This window comes from Streptomyces canarius, from assembly GCF_014650735.1.
Classification (GTDB): domain Bacteria; phylum Actinomycetota; class Actinomycetes; order Streptomycetales; family Streptomycetaceae; genus Streptomyces; species Streptomyces olivaceoviridis.
This window is the reverse complement of record NZ_BMVN01000053.1, coordinates 1-18532: the sequence shown is the minus strand read 5'-3', so window position 1 is coordinate 18532 and position 18532 is coordinate 1. Positions and strand designations below refer to the sequence as shown.

The 18532-nt window shown below is 72.3% G+C and carries 13 protein-coding genes; 10 read left to right on the top strand and 3 right to left on the bottom strand.

Annotation, left to right across the window (positions count from 1 at the left end):
* Positions 1-5: 5 nt before the first annotated feature.
* The 7 genes from IE294_RS39820 (at position 6) to glyA (ending at position 13288) form a co-directional block, all read left to right on the top strand.
* Positions 6-4019, top strand: a complete 4014-nt coding sequence (locus tag IE294_RS39820) for a condensation domain-containing protein (protein ID WP_189894278.1) — start codon at positions 6-8, stop codon at positions 4017-4019.
* A gap of 32 nt (positions 4020-4051) precedes the next feature.
* On the top strand, positions 4052-7981 hold the full coding sequence (locus IE294_RS39815) for a non-ribosomal peptide synthetase (protein WP_189894277.1): 3930 nt from the start codon (positions 4052-4054) through the stop codon (positions 7979-7981).
* Positions 7978-8157 (top strand): MbtH family protein, encoded by a 180-nt coding sequence (locus tag IE294_RS39810; protein ID WP_014670462.1) that lies wholly within the window; start codon positions 7978-7980, stop codon positions 8155-8157. The genes IE294_RS39815 and IE294_RS39810 overlap by 4 nt, the downstream gene beginning before the upstream one ends.
* Positions 8154-8924, top strand: a complete 771-nt coding sequence (locus IE294_RS39805; protein WP_189894276.1) for a thioesterase II family protein — start codon at positions 8154-8156, stop codon at positions 8922-8924. Before IE294_RS39810 ends, IE294_RS39805 begins: the two co-directional genes overlap by 4 nt.
* A complete protein-coding gene (locus IE294_RS39800; RefSeq protein WP_189894275.1) occupies positions 8921-10198 on the top strand; it encodes an ATP-grasp domain-containing protein in 1278 nt (425 codons plus the stop codon). Before IE294_RS39805 ends, IE294_RS39800 begins: the two co-directional genes overlap by 4 nt.
* A 121-nt stretch (positions 10199-10319) precedes the next feature.
* Complete coding sequence (locus IE294_RS39795) at positions 10320-11933, top strand: condensation domain-containing protein (protein ID WP_189894274.1); 1614 nt, start codon at positions 10320-10322, stop codon at positions 11931-11933.
* A gap of 2 nt (positions 11934-11935) precedes the next feature.
* Positions 11936-13288 (top strand): serine hydroxymethyltransferase, encoded by a 1353-nt coding sequence (gene glyA, locus IE294_RS39790; protein WP_189894273.1) that lies wholly within the window; start codon positions 11936-11938, stop codon positions 13286-13288.
* A 431-nt stretch (positions 13289-13719) separates the two neighbouring features.
* Here glyA and IE294_RS39785 read toward each other — a convergent pair whose 3' ends face one another.
* The 3 genes from IE294_RS39785 to IE294_RS39775 all read right to left on the bottom strand — a co-directional run bounded on the left by IE294_RS39785 (position 13720) and on the right by IE294_RS39775 (position 16584).
* Positions 13720-14445 (bottom strand): class I SAM-dependent methyltransferase, encoded by a 726-nt coding sequence (locus tag IE294_RS39785; RefSeq protein WP_189894272.1) that lies wholly within the window; start codon positions 14443-14445, stop codon positions 13720-13722.
* A 345-nt stretch (positions 14446-14790) separates the two neighbouring features.
* The gene (gene wrbA, locus IE294_RS39780) at positions 14791-15405 is read right to left on the bottom strand and encodes an NAD(P)H:quinone oxidoreductase (protein ID WP_189894271.1); all 615 of its coding nucleotides are present in this window, start codon (positions 15403-15405) and stop codon (positions 14791-14793) included.
* A 204-nt stretch (positions 15406-15609) separates the two neighbouring features.
* Positions 15610-16584, bottom strand: a complete 975-nt coding sequence (locus tag IE294_RS39775; protein WP_189894270.1) for a GlxA family transcriptional regulator — start codon at positions 16582-16584, stop codon at positions 15610-15612.
* 135 nt (positions 16585-16719) lie between these two features.
* Between IE294_RS39775 and IE294_RS39770 the strand changes: the two genes are divergently transcribed.
* From IE294_RS39770 to IE294_RS39760, 3 genes are all read left to right on the top strand, one after another.
* Positions 16720-17358, top strand: a complete 639-nt coding sequence (locus IE294_RS39770; RefSeq protein WP_189894269.1) for an HD domain-containing protein — start codon at positions 16720-16722, stop codon at positions 17356-17358.
* A 257-nt stretch (positions 17359-17615) separates the two neighbouring features.
* Complete coding sequence (locus IE294_RS39765; protein WP_189894268.1) at positions 17616-17906, top strand: hypothetical protein; 291 nt, start codon at positions 17616-17618, stop codon at positions 17904-17906.
* A gap of 8 nt (positions 17907-17914) precedes the next feature.
* Positions 17915-18349, top strand: a complete 435-nt coding sequence (locus tag IE294_RS39760; RefSeq protein WP_189894267.1) for a hypothetical protein — start codon at positions 17915-17917, stop codon at positions 18347-18349.
* Positions 18350-18532: the final 183 nt, after the last annotated feature.

Here is an 18532-nt window from a genome sequence, read left to right as displayed (position 1 = left end):
GCCCCATGGACACCGGAGACGACACCACCGCGGTGGCCGTGGTCGGCCTGGCCTTCGAGTTCCCCCAGTGCGACGACTGGGACACGCTCACCGAGATCCTGCGCGCGGGACGCGACTGCCTGGGACCGATGCCCGCCGCCCGCGCCCGGGCCACGGGGGTCCTGCGCTCCGACAGCGACCAGGAAGGCGGCTGGATCGACGACATCACCGGCTTCGACCACCGTGCCTTCGGCCTGTCCCGCGCCGAGGCCGAGCTGATCGACCCCCGGCAGCGCAAGATGCTCCAGCTCGCCGTGCGCGCGATCGGCCATGCCGGTTACGCCCCGGCGGAGCTGCGCGGCCACGACGTCTGCGTCTACACCGCCGGGTACGGCGGACCGGAACCGACCCTGTACGAGCTGCTGGACGAGACCGGCCGCCGCCACGGCGCCGCCCTCACCGGCAGCATCCGGGCCTTCGCCGCCGGCCGCATCGCCTACCACCTCGATCTGCGCGGAAGCGCGATGGTCGTGGACACCGCCTGTTCCTCCTTCCTGGTCGCGCTGCACGAGGCGCGCCGGAAACTGGCGTACGGCGAGGGCGCGTCGGCCCTGGTCGGCGGCTACGAACTCGTCCTGGGCCGGCCCCCGTCCCGGCCGGAGGGCGCGGACGGCCTGGGGGTGCTCTCCGCCACCGGCCGTTGCCGCCCGTTCGACGAGAAGTCGGACGGCACGACCTTCGGCGAGGGCGGCGGCTTCGTCCTGCTCAAGCGGCTGGCGGACGCGCTGCGTGACGGCGACACCGTGCACGCGGTGATCCGTGGCAGTGCCGTCAACCAGGACGCCGGGCGCAGCAACGGCCTGACGGCGCCCAGCCCGGTGGGCCAGGCCCAGGTCATCGCCGCGGCCCTGAGGGACGCCGCCGCGGACCCGGCGACCATCGGCTACGTCGAGGCCCACGGCACCGGCACCCGGATCGGCGACCCCATCGAGATCCAGGGGCTGGCCGCCGCGCTGTCCGAGGTGGCGGCGGACTTCCCGGCCACCGCCCGGGCCACCACGCTCCCCGTGTCCTCGGCCAAGGGCAACTTCGGCCATCTGGACTGCATGGCGGGCTTCGCGGGCCTGGTGCGCATCATCGCGCAGTTCCGTGCCGGAGAGATCTTCCCCACGGCGCACTTCACCGCGCCGAACCCGCTGCTCGGCCTGGACGGCACCGCGCTGCGCGTCGCCGACCGGTGCGAACCGTGGCCGACGGGTGCCCTCCCACGGCGCGCCGGCCTGAGCAGCTTCGGGCTCAGCAGCACCAACGCGCACGTCGTCGTCGAGGAGGGCACCGCCGCCCGGCCGGCGGTGCGGCCCGCGGCCCCGGGCCGCACCGACCACGTCGTCGTACTGTCCGCGCGCGACGCGTCCGGACTGCGGCGCTACGCCGCGCAGCTCCGGCAGGCCGTCGCAGCCGACCCGCGGCGCTTTCCCCTCGCGGACGCGGCCGACGTCCTGGTGCTCGGGCGCGACCACGGGGAGCGCTTCGCCCACCGCCGGGCCTGGGCCGTGACCGACGCCGCCCACCTGCTGGGCGAGCTGGACGGCTTCCTGGCCACCACGGACCCCGCGGCCACCGACGCGACCGGCACCGGAACGACGGTCCGCGCCCCTCTCGTCCTGGCCCTCGGCTCCCCCCGGGACATGGCCGCGGCCCCTGACGCGGCCCACCTGTCGGACATGGCGGAGGCGTTCCCCGGCTTCGCCCGTGTACTGGACGAGGCACGGCGCCACGTGCCGGCCCAGCGCTGGACCGCGGCGCAGCGGCACCTGCTCCGCCTCGCGGGAGTGCGGGCACTCCTCGCCGATCTCGCCCTCACCCCCGACCTCGTACTGGCCCACGGGACAGGGGCGTTGGCGGACCGGTACACCCGCGGCACGGTGGACCTGCCCACCGCCCTGGCCCAGGCGGACGAGGAAGCGCACACCACGGCACCCGACGCGGGCCGGCTCACGGCGGCGCTCGCCGGATTCGCCGACACCACCGTCGTCGTCGACCTGGCACCGGACAGCGCCCTCTCGCTCCTGCTGCGCGAAGAGGCCGGCTCCCGGTTCGAGACCGTGACCCCGCGCTCTCCCGCCGAACTGCTCGCCGCCTGCCACCGCCGGGGGTTCCCCCTGGACTGGCACACCGGCCTGGGGCGCAGGCCGGGGCGCCGGATCGAGCTGCCCACCGCCCCGTTCGCCGAGGAGCACTGCTGGCCGGACACCGCGCTCGCCACCCCCGTGGCAGAGGGCCCGTCAAACGCCCCGGCCGACGCCGCACCGGAGCGGACCGCCACCGACACGACACCCGCCGCCTTGGTGCTCGAACTGGCCAGGGACGTTCTCAAGGAGCCCGGACTGGGCCTGGACGACGACTTCTTCGAGGTGGGCGGCAACTCCCTCAACGGCGTCCAGCTGATCACCAGGCTGAACGACCGGCTCGGCACCGACCTCGACGTCATGGACCTCTTCGACTTCGCCTCCCTGGGCGAACTGGCTGCCTCGCTCGGCACGGAACCCCCGGTCGGAACGGCGGCCCCGACCGCGACCGGCGGAAGCGCCGTCACCGGGAGTGGCGGAACGACCGTGACCGCGGCCGGCGGAGCCGCCGTCACCGCGGGTGGCGGGAGCGCCGGAGCCGCCGCCCCCGCCGCGGTCGAAGGCCCGCTCTCCGGGCAGCAGGCCGCGATCTGGGCAGCCGTCCAACTCGCCCCGGAATCGGCCGCGTACAACGTGGCGAGCGCCTTCCTCCTCGACGGCCCGGTGGATCCGCAGCGGCTGACCCGGCGGCTGGAAGCACTGGTACGCCGCCACCCCATGCTCCGCGTCACCCTGCACGACGGCGCGGACGGACCCGTGCAGGTGATCAGCCCGCCCGAGGAGGCCCGGCTCACCCTGGAGCGCCTCACCCTGGAGTTCCCCGGGACCACGGCCGCCGACGGCCGCGACCGGTTGCTGGCCCGGCTGAAGGACCTGGTGGCCGAGCCGCTCGACCTCTACGGCGACACACCGGCCCGCTACCAGCTCGTACGGGCCCGGTTCGGCGACCGGGACCAGCACGTCCTCGTGCTCACCTTCCACCACCTGTTCTTCGACGGCTGGTCGTGGCGGATCCTGATGGACGACCTGGGCAGCGACACCGACCGACCCGCGCCCGCCCGCACCTATCTCGACTACGTCCGGGAGCAGCGGGAGCTGCTGGACGGCGAACGCGGCCGGCAGCTGGTCGAGTTCTGGAGGAAGCGGCTCGCCGGAGTGCCTGCCGTGTCGCTGCCGGCCGACGTCGCGGACGCCGATCCCTCCCGGCTCCCGGACCGGGGTGCCGATCTTCCGTTCCCGATCGAGCCCGAACTCGCCGCCCGGCTGCGCGCCCTCGCCCGTGGGGCGCGGGGCACGCTCAACATGGTGCTGCTCGCCGGATGGATGGCGCTGCTCTGGAAGATCGGCGGCAGTCGTGACGTGTCCGTCGCGAGTGCGGTCACGGGCCGGGTGTCCGGTCACGACGACGTGATCGGCTGCTACGCCAACACCGTCGTGATCCGGGCCGCCCTGGTCCCCGAGGAGCCGTTCTCCGCCCTGCTGGCGGCCGTCCGTGACGCCCAGCTGTCCGCGCTGTCGCACGGGGACCTGCCCGCCGACCGGATCGTACGGATCGCCCGGCCGCACTCGGCGGAACCCGCCGCGACCACCAACTTCAGCTTCCACAACGCGGTCGAGCCCCTGCGCGACCTGGGCCCCGACGGCCCGGCCGTGGAACTGCTCGACGTCGACCCCGCGGCGCCCACGTTCCCGCTCAGCGTGTCGGTCATGGAGTACGGGGACGCCCTCTGGGCCGGCCTGAAGTACGCCACGGACCTGTTCCGGCCGGAGACGGTCGCCGCCTGGCTCGACGAGTACCGCACGCTGCTGCGCAACCTGGCCGCGCGGGGCCCCGGCGCCACCTTGTTCGACCTGTTCGACGCGCCGTCCCGGACAGTCGCAACGCCGGACGTGCCGGACTTCACGTTCTGAGGCCGAAGGTCTGCCAAGAGGAGAACCCCCACGTGAACACCACCACCGACTCCGCCGGCCTCGCCTCCCGCGAGTTCTGGCTGCGCCACCGGGACGACCTGCGCGCGGGCTCCCTCGCCGCGGCGCAGGCCCTGGGCGGCGGTTCGCACGAGACCACGCCCGGCGCACCGACCACCGTGCGCGCTCCTCTGCCCCCCGCCACCCGTGCGCACCTCGACCGGGTCACCGGCGGTGAGCCCCTCCTGCGCTGGACCGCCGTCGCCGCCGCCACGGGACTCGTACTGCGCCGCTTCGGTGCGGAAGACGCCGTCACCCTGCTGGCCGGTGCCCCGCTGGAGCACGGGCTGCCCGCACTGCTGCGCCCCGACCCCGCGGCGACCTTCCGGCAGTGGCTGGGCAGCGTACGGTCCGTGGCCGCGCAGATCCTCGAACACAGCGATGTCGACGCGGGCACGCACCGCAGCCTCCTGGAGGAGGACATCGTGCTCACGGTCGGCGTCGACGGACCGGACACCGGCGGCACCACCGCCGAGACCGCCGCGACCCTGCGCCTGGGCACCGCGGAGGTCACCGTGACCTCGCGGCTGCTGCCCGCCGCACGGCTGAGCGCGCTGGCGACGGGCGTGGCCACCGTACTGGAGCAGGGTCTGGCCGACCCCGGCCGGCGCCTCGCGGACCTCGGCGTCCTCGACGAGCCCACCCGCCACCAAGTGCTCACCGCCTTCAACGAGACCGCCCTCCTGGACAACGGCCGGCCCTACCGGGAACTCCTGCTGGCCCAGGCCGCACAGCGCCCCGACGCCGTCGCGATCCACGACGGGACGGATACCTTCACCTATCGGCAACTGTGCTCCTACGCCACCGCCGTGGCACTGAACCTGCGCGCGGCGGGCGTCGGCAGGGAGAGCCAGGTCGCCCTGGTCGCCCAGCGCAGCGCGTGGTTCCTCGTCATGGCCGTCGGTGTCCTCTTCGCGGGCGGCGTGTACGTCCCGCTGGACCCGACGATGCCCGCCGGGCGCCGGGACCGGCTGATGCGCGGCGCCCAAGTCGTCGTCACGGGCCCGGAGGTGGAACTCCCGCAGGACCTCGACGCGCCCCGGCTGCTCCCGGAACACCTGCGCAAGGAGGCCGAGTCCACCCCGGGGCCGCACGACCCCGAGACGGTGGCCGAACTCCTCGGCCCCCCGGCGGCGCCCACCGACCTCGCCTACATCATCTTCACCTCCGGTTCCACGGGCACCCCGAAGGGAGCCGGCGTCGAGCACCACTCGTTCCTCAACCTCCTCGCGACCCGGGTGCCGGACTACGGCCTGCGCCCCGGTGTGGAGGTGCCGCAGACCGCGCCGCTCACCTTCGACCTGTCCATCTGGCAGATGTTCGCGGGCCTGACGGCCGGCTCCACGGTCTGCGTCGTCCCCGACGACGTCGTGCGCGATCCCGCGGCGCTCGCCGCCATGGCGGTGGAGCACCGGTTCGGCTGTCTCGCACTGGTACCGACCTTCGTCGCCGTGCTCCTGGAGCACTTCGAGGCCGCACCCGACTCGGCCGCGGCCGTCCGCTCGACCCTGGGCCGTCTGATCGCCACAGGGGAGCCGCTCAGCGGCGAACTGGCCCGCCGGTGGCACACCGTCATGCCCGGCGTGGAACTGCTCAACGCCTACGGACCCGCCGAGGTCGCCGACGACAGCACGGGCGGGCCCGTCACCGCCGACGAGGGCATGTACACCTCGGTCGGCAAGGTGCTGCCCAACGTCCGCGTCCATGTGCTCGACGCGGATCTGCAACCCGTGCCCCCGGGCGTCACCGGCCAGGTGTACATCGGCGGCGAGAGCGTGGGCCGCGGCTATGTGGGCCAGCCCGCGATGACGGCGGGCGCGTTCCTGCCGGACCCGTTCGCCACCGAACCGGGACGGCGCATGTACCGCACCGGAGACCTCGGCCGGTGGCGTACGGACGGCTCCGTCGAACTGCTCGGCCGGGCCGACAACCAGGTCAAGCTGCGCGGACGCCGCGTGGAGCTGGGCGAGATCGAGCACGCCGTGGAGAGCCATCCGCAGGTGGCCCGGGCCATCGTCGAACTCCTCAAGGACGACGGCCTGGAACGGCTCGTCGCCTTCGTCACGCTCACGCCCGGCAACGCCCCGACCGACCGGCGGATCCAGGAGTTCGTCGCCGGCCGGCTGCCCGCGTACATGGTGCCGAACGAGGTGCTGACACTCGACGAGCTGCCCCGCAACCGCAACGGCAAGGTGGACCGCACGGCGCTGCGCGCCCGCGCCGCCGAGCGGACCGTACCGACCGCCGCGTACACGGCGCCGCGCACGTCCCTCGAAGCCGACCTGTGCGAGCTGTGGGCCACCGTCCTCAAGCTCGAACGCGTGGGCGTCACCGACGACTTCTTCGCGCTGGGCGGCGACTCCATCACCGGCATCCGCATCGTCCAGGCGGCCGGGCGCCGTGGCATCGAACTGCGCCCCCGGCACCTGCTGGAGCACCGCACCGTCCAGGAACTCGCCGCGGTCGCGCGACGACGGCCCGCCGGCACCACCGGCCCCCGAACCGCCCCACACCCCGGAACCGGCACGGACTCCTCGCCCGCCCCGCTCACCCCCGCCCAACTGAGCTTCTTCGCCCGTCACGTGCCCCGCCCGGACTACTGGAACCACGGGGTCCTCTACGCCGTACGGCGTCCCGTCACCACCGACGAAGCCGAACGCGCCGTTCACCTGCTGGCCGGGCGCCACCCGATGCTGCGCGCCCGCATCGGCTCCGTGGACGGCGCACTGGCGCAGACCGTCTCCGACGTACCGCCGCCCCTCACCGAGTTCGACCTGAGGGACGTGGCGGCGGACGAGCTGGAATCCCGGATGCACGCCTCGGCGACCCGACTGCACGCGGCCCTCGACCTGCGCGCGGGCCCGGTGTGCCGGGCCGGGCTGCTCCGGCTCCCCGAAGGCCTGCACGACCGGCTGGTCATGGTCGTCCACCACGCGGTCGTGGACCTCTACTCCTGGAACGTGATCACCGAGGACCTCTCCACGATCCTGCGGGACGGCGGTACCGAGGCCCTGGACCCCGTCGGCACTCCCTACACCGAATGGGCCCGGCGCCTGGTGGAGTTCGTACGCGACGAACCGGAGCGCCTGAACACCGAGTACTGGCTGACCCGTGACTGGAGCCGCTGCGTGCCGGTCACGGACGCCCCCTCCCCGGGAACCGAGGGCAACACACGGGAACACACCTCCGTCTTCGACGAGGACTTCACCCGCCGGTTCGTCGAGGGAACGGCACGCCGCGGACTGACCGTGTACGAGAGCCTGCTGGCCGCGGTCGGCGCGGGCTTCCGGGAATGGCTGGGCGTCCCCGCCGGTGACCTCCTGGTCCAGCTCGGCGGCCACGGCCGGGAAGACCTCTTCGACGACGTCGACCTGAGCCGCACGGTCGGCTTCTTCAACACCGCCTACCCCTTCGCCCTGCCCATGCCCACCGACCCCTCCGACGCGCGACAGGCCCGCGCCGTGGCCGAGCTCGTCAGGAACATCCCGGGCCGGGGCATCGACCACGACCTGCTGCGCCACCTCCACCCCGATCCGGCGCTGCGCGCCCGGATCGCCGCCATCCCCGCGCCCCAAGTGCTCTTCAACTACTGGGGAGAACCCGGCTATCTGCACGCGGACGGCGACGGCGGAGACGGCGCCGGCGAGGGCCGTACGCCGGGACCGCTCGGGGACGTACGCATCGACATCTCCGGGGACGACCGGCCGGCGGACATGCCCCGCTCCCACCCCATCGAGATCTACCCCAGCATCGTCGACGGCCGTCTGCACATCCTGTGGCGCTTCAGCGGCGAGGTCTGTGCGGCACCCCGCAGGAGCGCGCTCGTCGCCTCCTGCGCCGAAGCCCTGCGCGCCGCCGTCGCCGACGCATCCCCTCGTCCGACCAGTGAGGAGACCACCCGATGACCTACACCGTTGTGGTGAACGACGAAGAGCAGTACTCCCTATGGCCCGAGGCCAAGACCCTGCCGGCCGGCTGGAGGACGACCGGCTTCAGCGGCAGCCGGGAGGAGTGCCTGGACCACGTCGCGACGGTGTGGACCGACATCCGCCCCAAGTCCGTGGCGCCCGCCGCATCGTGAAACGCACCGAACCCACCCCGCTGCTGTGGCACTACGGCGCGGCAGCGGGCACCCGCACCTACGTCCTGGCCCCGTTCGCCGGAGGCAGCGCCTACTCCATGGGCGACTGGCCCGCACACCTCCTGCGCGCAGGCGAGAGCGCCCTCGTCCTCCAGTATCCGGGCCGGGGCCCCCGCGCCGCCGAAGGGCTGCCGACGAGCCTCGGCGAGCTGGCCGCCGAGGCCGCTCAGGCGGTCCAGCGGCATTCCACGGGGCCGGTGGTCATCGTCGGCCACAGCCTCGGCGGTGTGCTCGGCCACGCGCTGGCCGTACACCTGGAGAGCGCGGGCCGCGAGGTGGAACTGCTCGTCGCCTCCGCGGCCCGCACCCCGTCCTCGCCTCGCCTGGACGCCGGACAGGTCCTCGCCATGACCGACGCCCAGTGGATCCAGGAGATCACCCGCTACAGCACGTTCGATCCCGGACTGCTCGACGACTCCGCCGTCCTGGACCTGATCGTGCCCGTCCTGCGCGCCGACTACCTGATGCTGGCCCGCCACGTCCCCGAACTCCGCGTCCTGTCCTGCCCGCTGCTCGCGGTCGGCGGCGCGGACGACGCCTGGGTGCGTACCGAGCACCTGGAGTCCTGGGCCGAGTACACGGCCGCGGACCTGACCACCCGCACCCTGCCCGGCGGCCACTTCTACTTCCGGGACGACCTGACCCGCGTGATCGAGCTGATCCACACCGTCCTGGACGGCGACCGGGCACGAAAGGAGCATCGGTGAAACCACTGATCGTGGTGTACGACTTCGGTGCGGCGCAACCGGGCGACATCGCCGTGGGGCTGGGCGACTGGGCCACATGGGTCTTCGCCGCGGAACGCAACGAGCACACCCGGGGGATGGAGCCGCTGCTCGCCCAGTTCGCGCCCCTCGTGTGGATCGACGACCTCGACCAGGCAGTGGCCCAGCTCGGCGCGCACAACCCCGGCGGCATCGTCACGTTCAGCGAGAAGGCGCTGCGCCTCACCGGCGAACTGGCCCACCGGCTGGGGCTGCCGCAGCACTCACCGGCCACCACCGCGCTGCTGACCGACAAGTGGAACCAGCGGAGCGCTCTGCGCGCGGCGGGAGTCGACTCGGTCCGCTTCCACCGGATCGACACCGTCGGCCAGTGGGCGGACGCGGTCGCGCACGTCGGTCTTCCCGCGGTCCTCAAGCCCGCCTTCGGCGGTGCCAGCCGCAACACCTTCCTCATCGAGGACGAGGCCGACGGCCGCCGCACCGTCGAACGGCTCCTGGCCGCGGGGACCCCCGGATACGACCCCGAGGGCGCCCTCGTACTGGAGGAGTACCTGGTGGGGCGGGACTGCGCGCCCTTCGGCGACTACGTCTCCATCGAGCAGCTCGTGCAGCAGGGGGAGGTCACCGACATCGCCGTGACCGGCAAGTTCCCCATGGTGCCCCCCTTCCGGGAGACCGGCAGGTTCTGGCCCTCGCCCTTGGACCCCGAAGAGACGGAGCAGGTCTTCGACCTGGCCCGGCGGGCCGTCACGGCACTGGGCATCACCACGGGCCTGACCCACACCGAGGCCAAACTCACCCCCCAGGGGCCCCGGTTCATCGAGGTCAACGGGCGGCTCGGCGGCGGCATCAACGAACTCTCCCGCCGGGCCATCGGCACGGACCTGATCGAGCTGGCCGGCCGGATCGCCCTCGGCGAGCGCGTCGACGTCCCTCCGCTTCCCCCCGGCCGGACGGTCTACCAGATCATCCATCCCGCTCCCCGCGACGCTTGCGAACTGGTCGCGGTGGAAGGCACCGACGAGATCCGGGCCCTGCCCGAGGTGACCCTCTACCGTCCCTACGCCCGAGCGGGCACCCGGCTGGAAGGCGGCGTGCACACGCGGGAACTCGACGTCGTCATCGGCGAGACGACCGGACTGGCCGAACTCGCCACGGCCTTCAAGGACGTGGAGTCCAGGCTGCGCTTCACCTTCGCCTTCCCCGGGGAGCCCGGTGTCCGGACGGTCACCGGAGCCGAACTCGGCCGGCTGTGACACCGATCCGCACACCCCCGTACGTCCAGCACAACCCCGTACACCCAGCACAGCCGTACGTCCACGGCGTTCCGTACCCCCACCACAGTTCGTACGCCCCCACGAGAAGAAGGAACGGATAGTGAGTGAGACTGCCACCGACGCGTCGCCCCAGCAGGGAGGCATCTCCGACGCCGCCGTCCTGGCGCGTGTCTGGGAGGAGATCCTCGGAGTCGACGGCGTCGGCCCGGACGACGACTTCTTCTCCCTGGGCGGGGACTCCCTCCTCGCCGTCCAGGTCGTCGGCGTGGCCAAGGAACGCGGGCTGCGACTGACACTCCTGGACCTGTTCAAGAACCCCACACCTCGTGGCGCCTGCACCGGCTCCACGACCGGTGCGCAGGACGAAGGCGCGAGCGAGGAGCTTCTCACCCCCGGGGACCGGGCGCTGGTCCCGGACAGCGCCGAAGCGGCGTACCCCGCCACCCGGCTGCAACTCGGCCTGATCTACGAGAACCTGCTGAGCGGGGGCCGCCTCTACATCGACGTGGTGTCCCGCGCGGTCACGCTCCCGCTGGACCCGTCCGCGCTGCGACAGGCCGTCGACCGTGTCACCCGGCGCCACCCGATGCTGCGGACCCGCTTCGACCTGACCACCTTCAGCGAGCCCATGCAGGTGGTGGAGCGGGACGTCGACGTCCCGGTGGAGCAGGCGGACTGGTCGGATCTCGGCCCGGCCGCGAAGGCCGAGCGGTACGACGAGGTCATGCGGAGCCTGCACGCCCCCTTCGACCCCGAGCAGGCACCGCTGTGGCGCGTGCACGCGGCCCGCACGGGCCCCTCGGAGTTCCAGCTCGCCTACGCGTTCCACCACGCGGCACTCGACGGCTGGAGCGAGACCGTCCTGGCCAGCGAGCTGATCCGGCTGTACGCGGCCGTACTGCGCGGCGAGAACCTCGAACTCGCCGAACCCGCGCCCGCGGAGGAGTACGTACGCCTGGAGCGCGCCGCGTTGCGGAACGACGCGTCCCGGCGGTACTTCGAGGACCTGGGCACCGGGCCGGCGGCGACGCTGCCGGAGCGGGGCGACGGCACGGGCGACCCCTACCGCAAGGCCACGGCCCGGATCCCCGACGACGACATCCAGCGCATCCAGCAACTCGGCGCCGAGTGGGGCATTCCGGTGAAGAGCCTGTACCTGGCCGCGGACTGCGCGGTCCAGGCAGCCTTGGCCGGCACCACCGAGGTCACGGTCGGGCTGACCGTCAGCGGCCGGCCGGAGACCGTGGGCAGCGAACTGACCCTCGGGCTGTTCCTGAACACCCTGCCCCTGCGCCTGGACGTGGCCGAGGTGTCCTGGCACACCGCGGCCAGGCGCGCCTTCGAGGCGGAGAACGGTCTGCTGGGCCACCGCCGCTTCCCGGACGCCGAGGTGCGCGCGCTGCTCGACGGGATCCCCTTCCCCACCGTCTTCAACTACGTCCACTTCCACGTCCGCGACCGGCTCCTGGACACCGGCCTGGTCACCACCGACGAGGACCTGAGGGACACGTCGAGCTTCCCCGTCCGCGTCGAGGTCATCGACGACCCGCGCGGTCGCGGCCGACTGCTGGAGGTCGTCGTCGACGAGACCCGGTACGGCCGGGGAACCGCGGAAGAGCTGCTCCAGCACGTGCTGTCCGCGCTGCACCAGATGGCCGAAGGCCCCGAAGAGCCGGCCCTCGCCGGCCTCCTGGAACGAGTAGGTAGCCGATGACCATGTCCTCCAGCCCTCTGGCCACCTATGCGCAGCTCGGCTTACGTCAGCTGCACGACCAGGACCCCGAGCTGTACGACCTGCTGGAGCGCGAGCACCGGCGCCAGTCCGAGACCCTCGCCATGATCGCCGCGTCCAGCGTCGCGCCCGCCTCCGTGACCGCCTGCGAGGGAACGGTCCTCGGCAACGTCACGACCGAGGGATACCCCGGTGCCCGCTTCCACGCGGGCTGCGAGGTGGTGGACGAGGTGGAGCGGCTGGCGGTCCGCCGTGCCAAGGCCGCCTTCGGCGCCCGGTACGCCAACGTCCAGCCCCACTCCGGCAGCACGGCCAACCAGGCCGTCATGTTCAGCCTGCTCCGACCCGGTGACGTGCTGCTCGGCATGGAGCTGAGCGCGGGCGGCCATCTCACCCACGGCTCGCGCGCCTCGGTGTCCGGCAACTACTTCACGTCGATCGGCTACGGCACCGACGCCTCCGGCTGGATCGACATGGACGAGGTCGAACGCCTCTCCAAGGAACACCGGCCCCGGCTGATCGTCTGCGGGGCGAGCGCCTACCCCCGCGAGATCGACTTCGTCCGGTTCCGGGCGATCGCCGACGAGGTGGGAGCCTTCCTGCTCGCGGACATCTCCCACATCTCCGGCCTGGTCGCGGCGGGCCTGCACCCCAGCCCCGTCGACGTGGCACACGTGACCACGACCAGCACCTACAAGCAGCTCTACGGCCCCCGTGGCGGCCTCATCCTGATGGGCAGGGACGCCGACACTCCTGTACCCGGCTCACGCAAGACCCTCGCCGAGACCCTTCAGAGCGCGGTCTTCCCCTATGTGCAGGGCACCCCGCAACTCCAGGCCGTCGCCGCCAAGAGCAGGGCGCTGGCACTGGTGGCACAGCCCGCGTTCCAGGAACTGGCCCGGCGTATCGTCTCCGGAGCCACGGCGCTGGCCGCGGCACTGTCCGCCGCCGGCTACCACGTCCTCACCGGCGGCACCGACAACCACATGGTGCTCATCGACGTCAGCCGCAAGGGACTGACCGGACTGGTGGCGGAACAGGCACTGGAGTCCTGCGGAATCATCGTGAACAAGAACAAGATCCCCGATGATCCGCACGGCCCCCGGGTGACCAGCGGTCTGCGGCTCGGCACGAACCACCTGGCCGCACGCGGCATGGACACCGACGCTGTCCGCGAGTGCGCCGCGCTGGTCGACCGCGTCCTGTCCTCCGTACGGGCCACGGACACCCACACCTGGCACCTCGACGAGCCCATCCGCTCCCGGGCACGCGCGGACGTGACCGGCCTGTGCGCCCGCCACCCCCTGCCGGACCTCCCGCTGGAGGCCACCGTGTGAGGCATCAGCCGACGACGGTCGGCCGGTGCCACCGATCCTGCCCACTCGCCGGCCGGCCCGGCCGCGCGTGATCGTCGAACGGCGGATCCGGCGGCCTGTCCCTGGAGCAGCTCAAGCGTGCGCGGGCCCAGGCGGTCGCGGCCGCTGTGGCGGAACATGTGAGAGCCGGAAGGCGAAGAACACTGTGTCGTACCGTCGCGGCGGCTGCCCCGCGAACGGACCGGCCTGGAGGAACCGGACGTCGGGGAGGGGGCGCGCGCACGAGCGACGGCCGGCGCCTCGGCCGCCGCCGCGCGGCAGGAAGCCCTCTGCTCCGCCGACAAGGCGTCGCCTTCACTGCTCATGACCAGGAGGATCAGGTCTGCCCCTGAGGCAGGGTCAATCCGGCGGGTGCGTGCCGTCGACGTCTGACGGGCGTGAGTCCCCGGGGATCAGGGGCGTTGAGCGAGGAAGACGAACTCTTTGCCCGGCCGGTCGGGTGCGTCACGGACCTCCCGCACCACGTAGCCGTGCGCGACCAGGTCCGACTCGACCTCGTCCCGGTCCCGGAAGCGCAGGGTCGAGTCCGACGTCAGCACCTGACCGTCCGCCGCGAAGGCGTAGGTCCCACGGAAGGTCACGAAAGGCCCGCTCACCTCGATCAGCTCGACCCAGCTTTCGACGGAGCCGACACCCGGGACCTCCGTCACCCGGTAGGAGTTCTCGCGGGTCCACTCTTCCCAGGCGCGTCCGGCCGGATCACGGGTCTCGAAGACCAGGTGCCCGCCGGGCCGCAGCGCTGCGTGGGCTCCCCGCAGCGTCGTCTGCCATGTGTGCGGATCGGCGATCGCCTGGGCGACATTCGCCGTCATCGTCGCGAGGTCGGCCTGGAGCGGCGGGAGGGCCGTCACGTCACCGCAGAACCACCGCACGCGGTCACCGCCCGGTTTGGCCCGTGCGACGTCGAGGGAAGCCCGGGCGGGATCGACGCCGACGACCTCGATCCCGCGCTCGGCCAGGAGCAGGGCGAACACCCCTGTGCCGCAGCCGATGTCCAGAACCCGGCGCGCCCCGAACTCCTCCGCGATCCCGAGATAGGCATCGAGATCACCGCGGTCGGGGTCGAGCGGATCGTAGATCGCGGCGAGTCGTGGATGCGCGAAGCATGCGTCGGCCATGCGGCCGAACGTACGCGGAGCCTGCCCCGAAGAGCTACCGAGTTTCACCGGATTCAGCCGGCGGGGCTCCCGGGCGCACTTCGCTGCCACGGGCCAACCGCCGGCCTCACCGCAGACGGCCGGGCTGTGGCCCGACTCGCATCCGTAGAGGCCGACTTCAGCGGCAGGCTTCCCGTACGGATCCCCACCCCACCGGGCGGCCGGCTCCACCGCGTCCACGCCGTACGGACCCGCGGACGCGTGTTCACTGCCCCACGCCACAGGGCGTTCCTTCCGCGACATCTCGTGGAAGGAACGCCCGGTCGCGCGCGGCACTCACACGTGGCAAGCCGCGCGTCGGATGTGTCAGGCGAGGCCGGCCTTCAGGGCGGCGGCGACCTGGACCACACGCTCGGCCTGGTGACGGGCCGCGTTGCGGGTCTGCTCGCCGACAGGGTTGTTGCCCTGGGCGTCGACGTGCGACGTGCCGTACGGGTTGCCGTCGACGAACTTGACGGGGTCGGTGTAGCCGGGGGACACGATGATCCCGCCGAAGTGGTGGATGGAGTTGTACAGGGCGAGCAGCGTGGACTCCTGGCCGCCGTGCGCGGTGGCGGTGGTCACGAAGCCGCTGTAGACCTTGTTGGCCAGCTTGCCCTGCGCCCACAGGCCGCCCAGGGTGTCGATGAACTGCTTGAGCTGCGACGAGATGTTGCCGAAGCGGGTCGGGGTGCCGAAGACGATCGCGTCCGCCCACTCGACGTCGGCGGCCGTGGCCACGGGCACGCCCGCGCTCTCCGCGGCGTGGGCGGCCCACGCCTGGTTGGAGGCGATGGCGGCCTCCGGAGCCAGCTCGGCGGCCTTCAGCAGGCGCACCTCGGCGCCCGCCTTCTCGGCCGCCTCCGAGATCTCCTTGGCGATCTCGGCCGAGAAGCCGGTGGAGGAGTAGTAGATGACGGCGAGGCGGACAGGGGTGGTCATGGAGTCGTCTCCGATCCTGGGAATGCGTGCGGTGCGCCGCGGCGGACGCAGGTCACCCAGGGGAACGGGTGCCGTGCGGACGCGCTGATCGACGCGGTAGGTGAATCTTAAACCAGTTCGTTCAATCGTCAACCACTGGCATCCTCGCCACGGACGTACGCACGCGGGCCCCGAGCCCGGGCCTCGACGCGTACGGGTCGGTCGCTACTCGGCCTGTGCGCGGCGGGCGGTGGCGAACCGGCGCTGGTAGGCGGCGGGGGAGATGGACAACTCCCGCGCGAAGACGCGGCGGAGACTCTCGTAACCGGGGAAGCCGGACAGGGACGCCGCCTGCGTCGCGGTGTACCCCTGGTCGAGCAGTGACTTCGCGATGTCGAACCGGATCGACTCGACGTACCGGGCCGGCGTGGTGCCCAGTTCCTCCCGGAACAGCCTGGTGAGGTGGCGCGTGCTGAGGTTGAGGTGCCCGGCGAGTGCGGTGAGGGAGTGGTTGCCGGTGGGATCTGCCGTGACCAGGTCGACGACCCTGCGCAGGGCGGGCGACCGGGGCGGCGGCCCTTGCAGGGGAGCGGAGAACTGGGACTGACCGCCCGCCCGTTGCAGGTAGACCACCAGGGAGCGGGCCACCTCCCGGCTGACGTCGGGACCGTGGTCCTCCTCGACGAGGGCGAGCGCCAGGTCGATGCCGGCGGTGACTCCCGCCGAGGTGTACGTGGTGCCGTCACGCACGTAGATGGCGTCGGGTTCGACGTGGGTCTTCGGGTGCCGGGCGGCGAGTTCCCCCGCGATCTTCCAGTGGGTGGTCGCCCGCTTGCCGTCCAGAAGGCCCGTCGCGCCCAGGACGAAGGCACCGGAGCACACGGAGGCGACCCGGCCGGAGCGGGCCGCCAGATCCCTGGCGGCTTCGACCAGATCGCGCGTGACCGGGGTCCTGGGGTAGACGTCTCCGCCCGGCACCAGGAAGGTGTCCGGGTCCGGCTCCTTGGCGGCGCTGCCGTCTACGGCGATCCGCATGCCGATCGAGGAGGCGACATCGGCACCCGTCGTCGACACCAGGGCGATGCTGTAGTCGGCACCGAGGAGATTCGCTTCCCCGAAGACCTCGGCGGGGCCGACGACGTCCAGCAGTTTGACCCCGTCGTAGACGAGGATCGCTACACGATGCGTGTCGGAGCTCACAGAGCCATCCTGAGGTGACTGGATTCGAGTGGTTCATGGCCGGACCGAGGCGGCGCCGGAGGCCGCATGGTCGGCACCGTGGAGAACGGACGCACGGTCCACTCGTAGCACATCGCACCGGAAAGCACGGACATCATGACCGACATCATCGCAGGCGTGGAAATACCCGAGACCTCGGCTGTCGCGGAGGCCACGGAATTCCTCCGGGAGCGGACGAATCCCTTGATCTTCCACCACTCCCGGCGGGTATTCCTGCTCGGTTCCCTGCACGCGCGGAAGCTGGACCTCCGGCCCGACCCCGAGCTGCTCTACATCTCCGCGATGTTCCATGACACGGGCCTTCTGATCCCGTTCTCCGACACGCAACAGCGCTTCGAGGTGGACGGCGCCGACCACGCGCGCAAGTTCCTGCTCGACCGCGGGTTCTCCGAGAGCGCCGCCGAAGTGGTCTGGATGGCGATAGCCCTGCACACGACGCCGGAAATCCCCGGCCGCATGGGCCCCGAGATCGCCGCCACCAACTACGGCGTGCTGACCGACGCGATCGGCTGGGGTATGGACAGACTGGAAGGCGACCAGCTGGACGAGATCGTCGCCGCTCATCCGCGCGGGGATTTCAAGAAGGAATTCTTGCAGGCATTCCTCGACGGCCTCAAAGACCGCCCCGACACCACATACGGCACCATCAACGCGGACATCCTGGAACACTTCGTCCCCGGATTCCGCCGTGTGTCCATGGTCGAGCGCATCAACGACGCTCCCTGGCCGCGGTGACCCGGCAGCGGCCGGGCACGAAGCGATGCGACCGCCGCGTCCTCGCCGCACTCCTCGTCGTCCGAGCCGGCGTGCCGCCTTCAGCGTGCTGACGGTCACCACCGTCGTACTGATGGCGACCGCGAGCGCACCCTCGCCGATCCACCCCCTGTCCTGGGAGCGCTGGGACGGGCGTCGCCACCGGAACCGTCGTCGGAGGGCCGGCCGCCGGTCTCGTCGGTTTCTCCCCGGCGGGGCGCCCGCACGCGGGGACCACGGTGACGGCGGTCGGGACGAGCGTGGGCCTGGCCGCCGGCGCCGCCCTGGTGGGACTGCTGGTCGAGTCGGTCGCCCACCCGGACACCTACGTCTTCTCCGTCCTCACCTGCGTCTTCCTGCTCCTCGCGGTGGCGGTGTGGTACCTCCCCGAGACGGTCGCACGGCCGGCGGGAGGGCCGGTCCGGCTCCGCCCGAGGGTGCGGATCCCGCCGGGCTCCCGGCACCGGTTCCTGGCCGCCGTACCCGCCCTCGTGGCGGGCTGTCCGTCACCGGGCTGTTCCTCGCCCTGACCCCTTCCGTGGTCGCCGGTGTCCTCCACGTCATCCACGTCACCTGGGCAGCCGCAGGCGGGCTCGCCATCGCCGCGCTGTTCCCGGCCGGAGGTGTGGGCGGCATGTGGTCCGCCCGGCACACGGTGCGGCGGGCCACGCTGCTGGGCGCCGTCCTGCCAACCCTGGGACCGGCCGGACTGGCCGTGGCCATCGCCCTGCCGTCCCCGGTCGTCCACGGGGGCGGGGCCGGCGTGGCGGGGCCGGGCGTCGGCCTGACCTCCAACGGCAATCTCCGCGCCATCGGCGAGGTCACCACCGCGCGGTCACGATCGGAGGTGTTCTCGGCCGTGTACGTCGTCAGCTGTGCGGCGCTGAGTCCTGGCCGTTCCGCTCGGGCGGGGCCGGCTGTCGCACATCGCCCACCCACGAGCGGCGACGCTTCCCCGCCGGAGAACCGCTGAAGTCCTCCGCCTCTCCGCACAGATGGAGTGCTCGTGCGAGCCGTCACCGTTCGGAACCGCGAAGCAGGGGTCACCGGACGAACCCCGCAAGACGAGTCACTCACCCGTCAAAGAGACAGGCTCTAGTACTCCAGCAGCACTTTGACGTTTTCCCTGTTCAGGGGCGGTTTGGGTGAGTGTAGT

What these genes read in the sequence shown, in the direction of transcription:
- IE294_RS39770 (WP_189894269.1), top strand. Translation starts at nt 16,720, where the DNA reads ATGACCGACATCATCGCAGGCGTGGAAATACCCGAGACCTCGGCTGTC.
- IE294_RS39820 (WP_189894278.1), top strand. Translation starts at nt 6, where the DNA reads ATGGACACCGGAGACGACACCACCGCGGTGGCCGTGGTCGGCCTGGCC.
- wrbA (WP_189894271.1), bottom strand. Translation starts at nt 15,405, where the DNA reads ATGACCACCCCTGTCCGCCTCGCCGTCATCTACTACTCCTCCACCGGC.
- glyA (WP_189894273.1), top strand. Translation starts at nt 11,936, where the DNA reads ATGTCCTCCAGCCCTCTGGCCACCTATGCGCAGCTCGGCTTACGTCAG.
- IE294_RS39810 (WP_014670462.1), top strand. Translation starts at nt 7,978, where the DNA reads ATGACCTACACCGTTGTGGTGAACGACGAAGAGCAGTACTCCCTATGG.
- IE294_RS39785 (WP_189894272.1), bottom strand. Translation starts at nt 14,445, where the DNA reads ATGGCCGACGCATGCTTCGCGCATCCACGACTCGCCGCGATCTACGAT.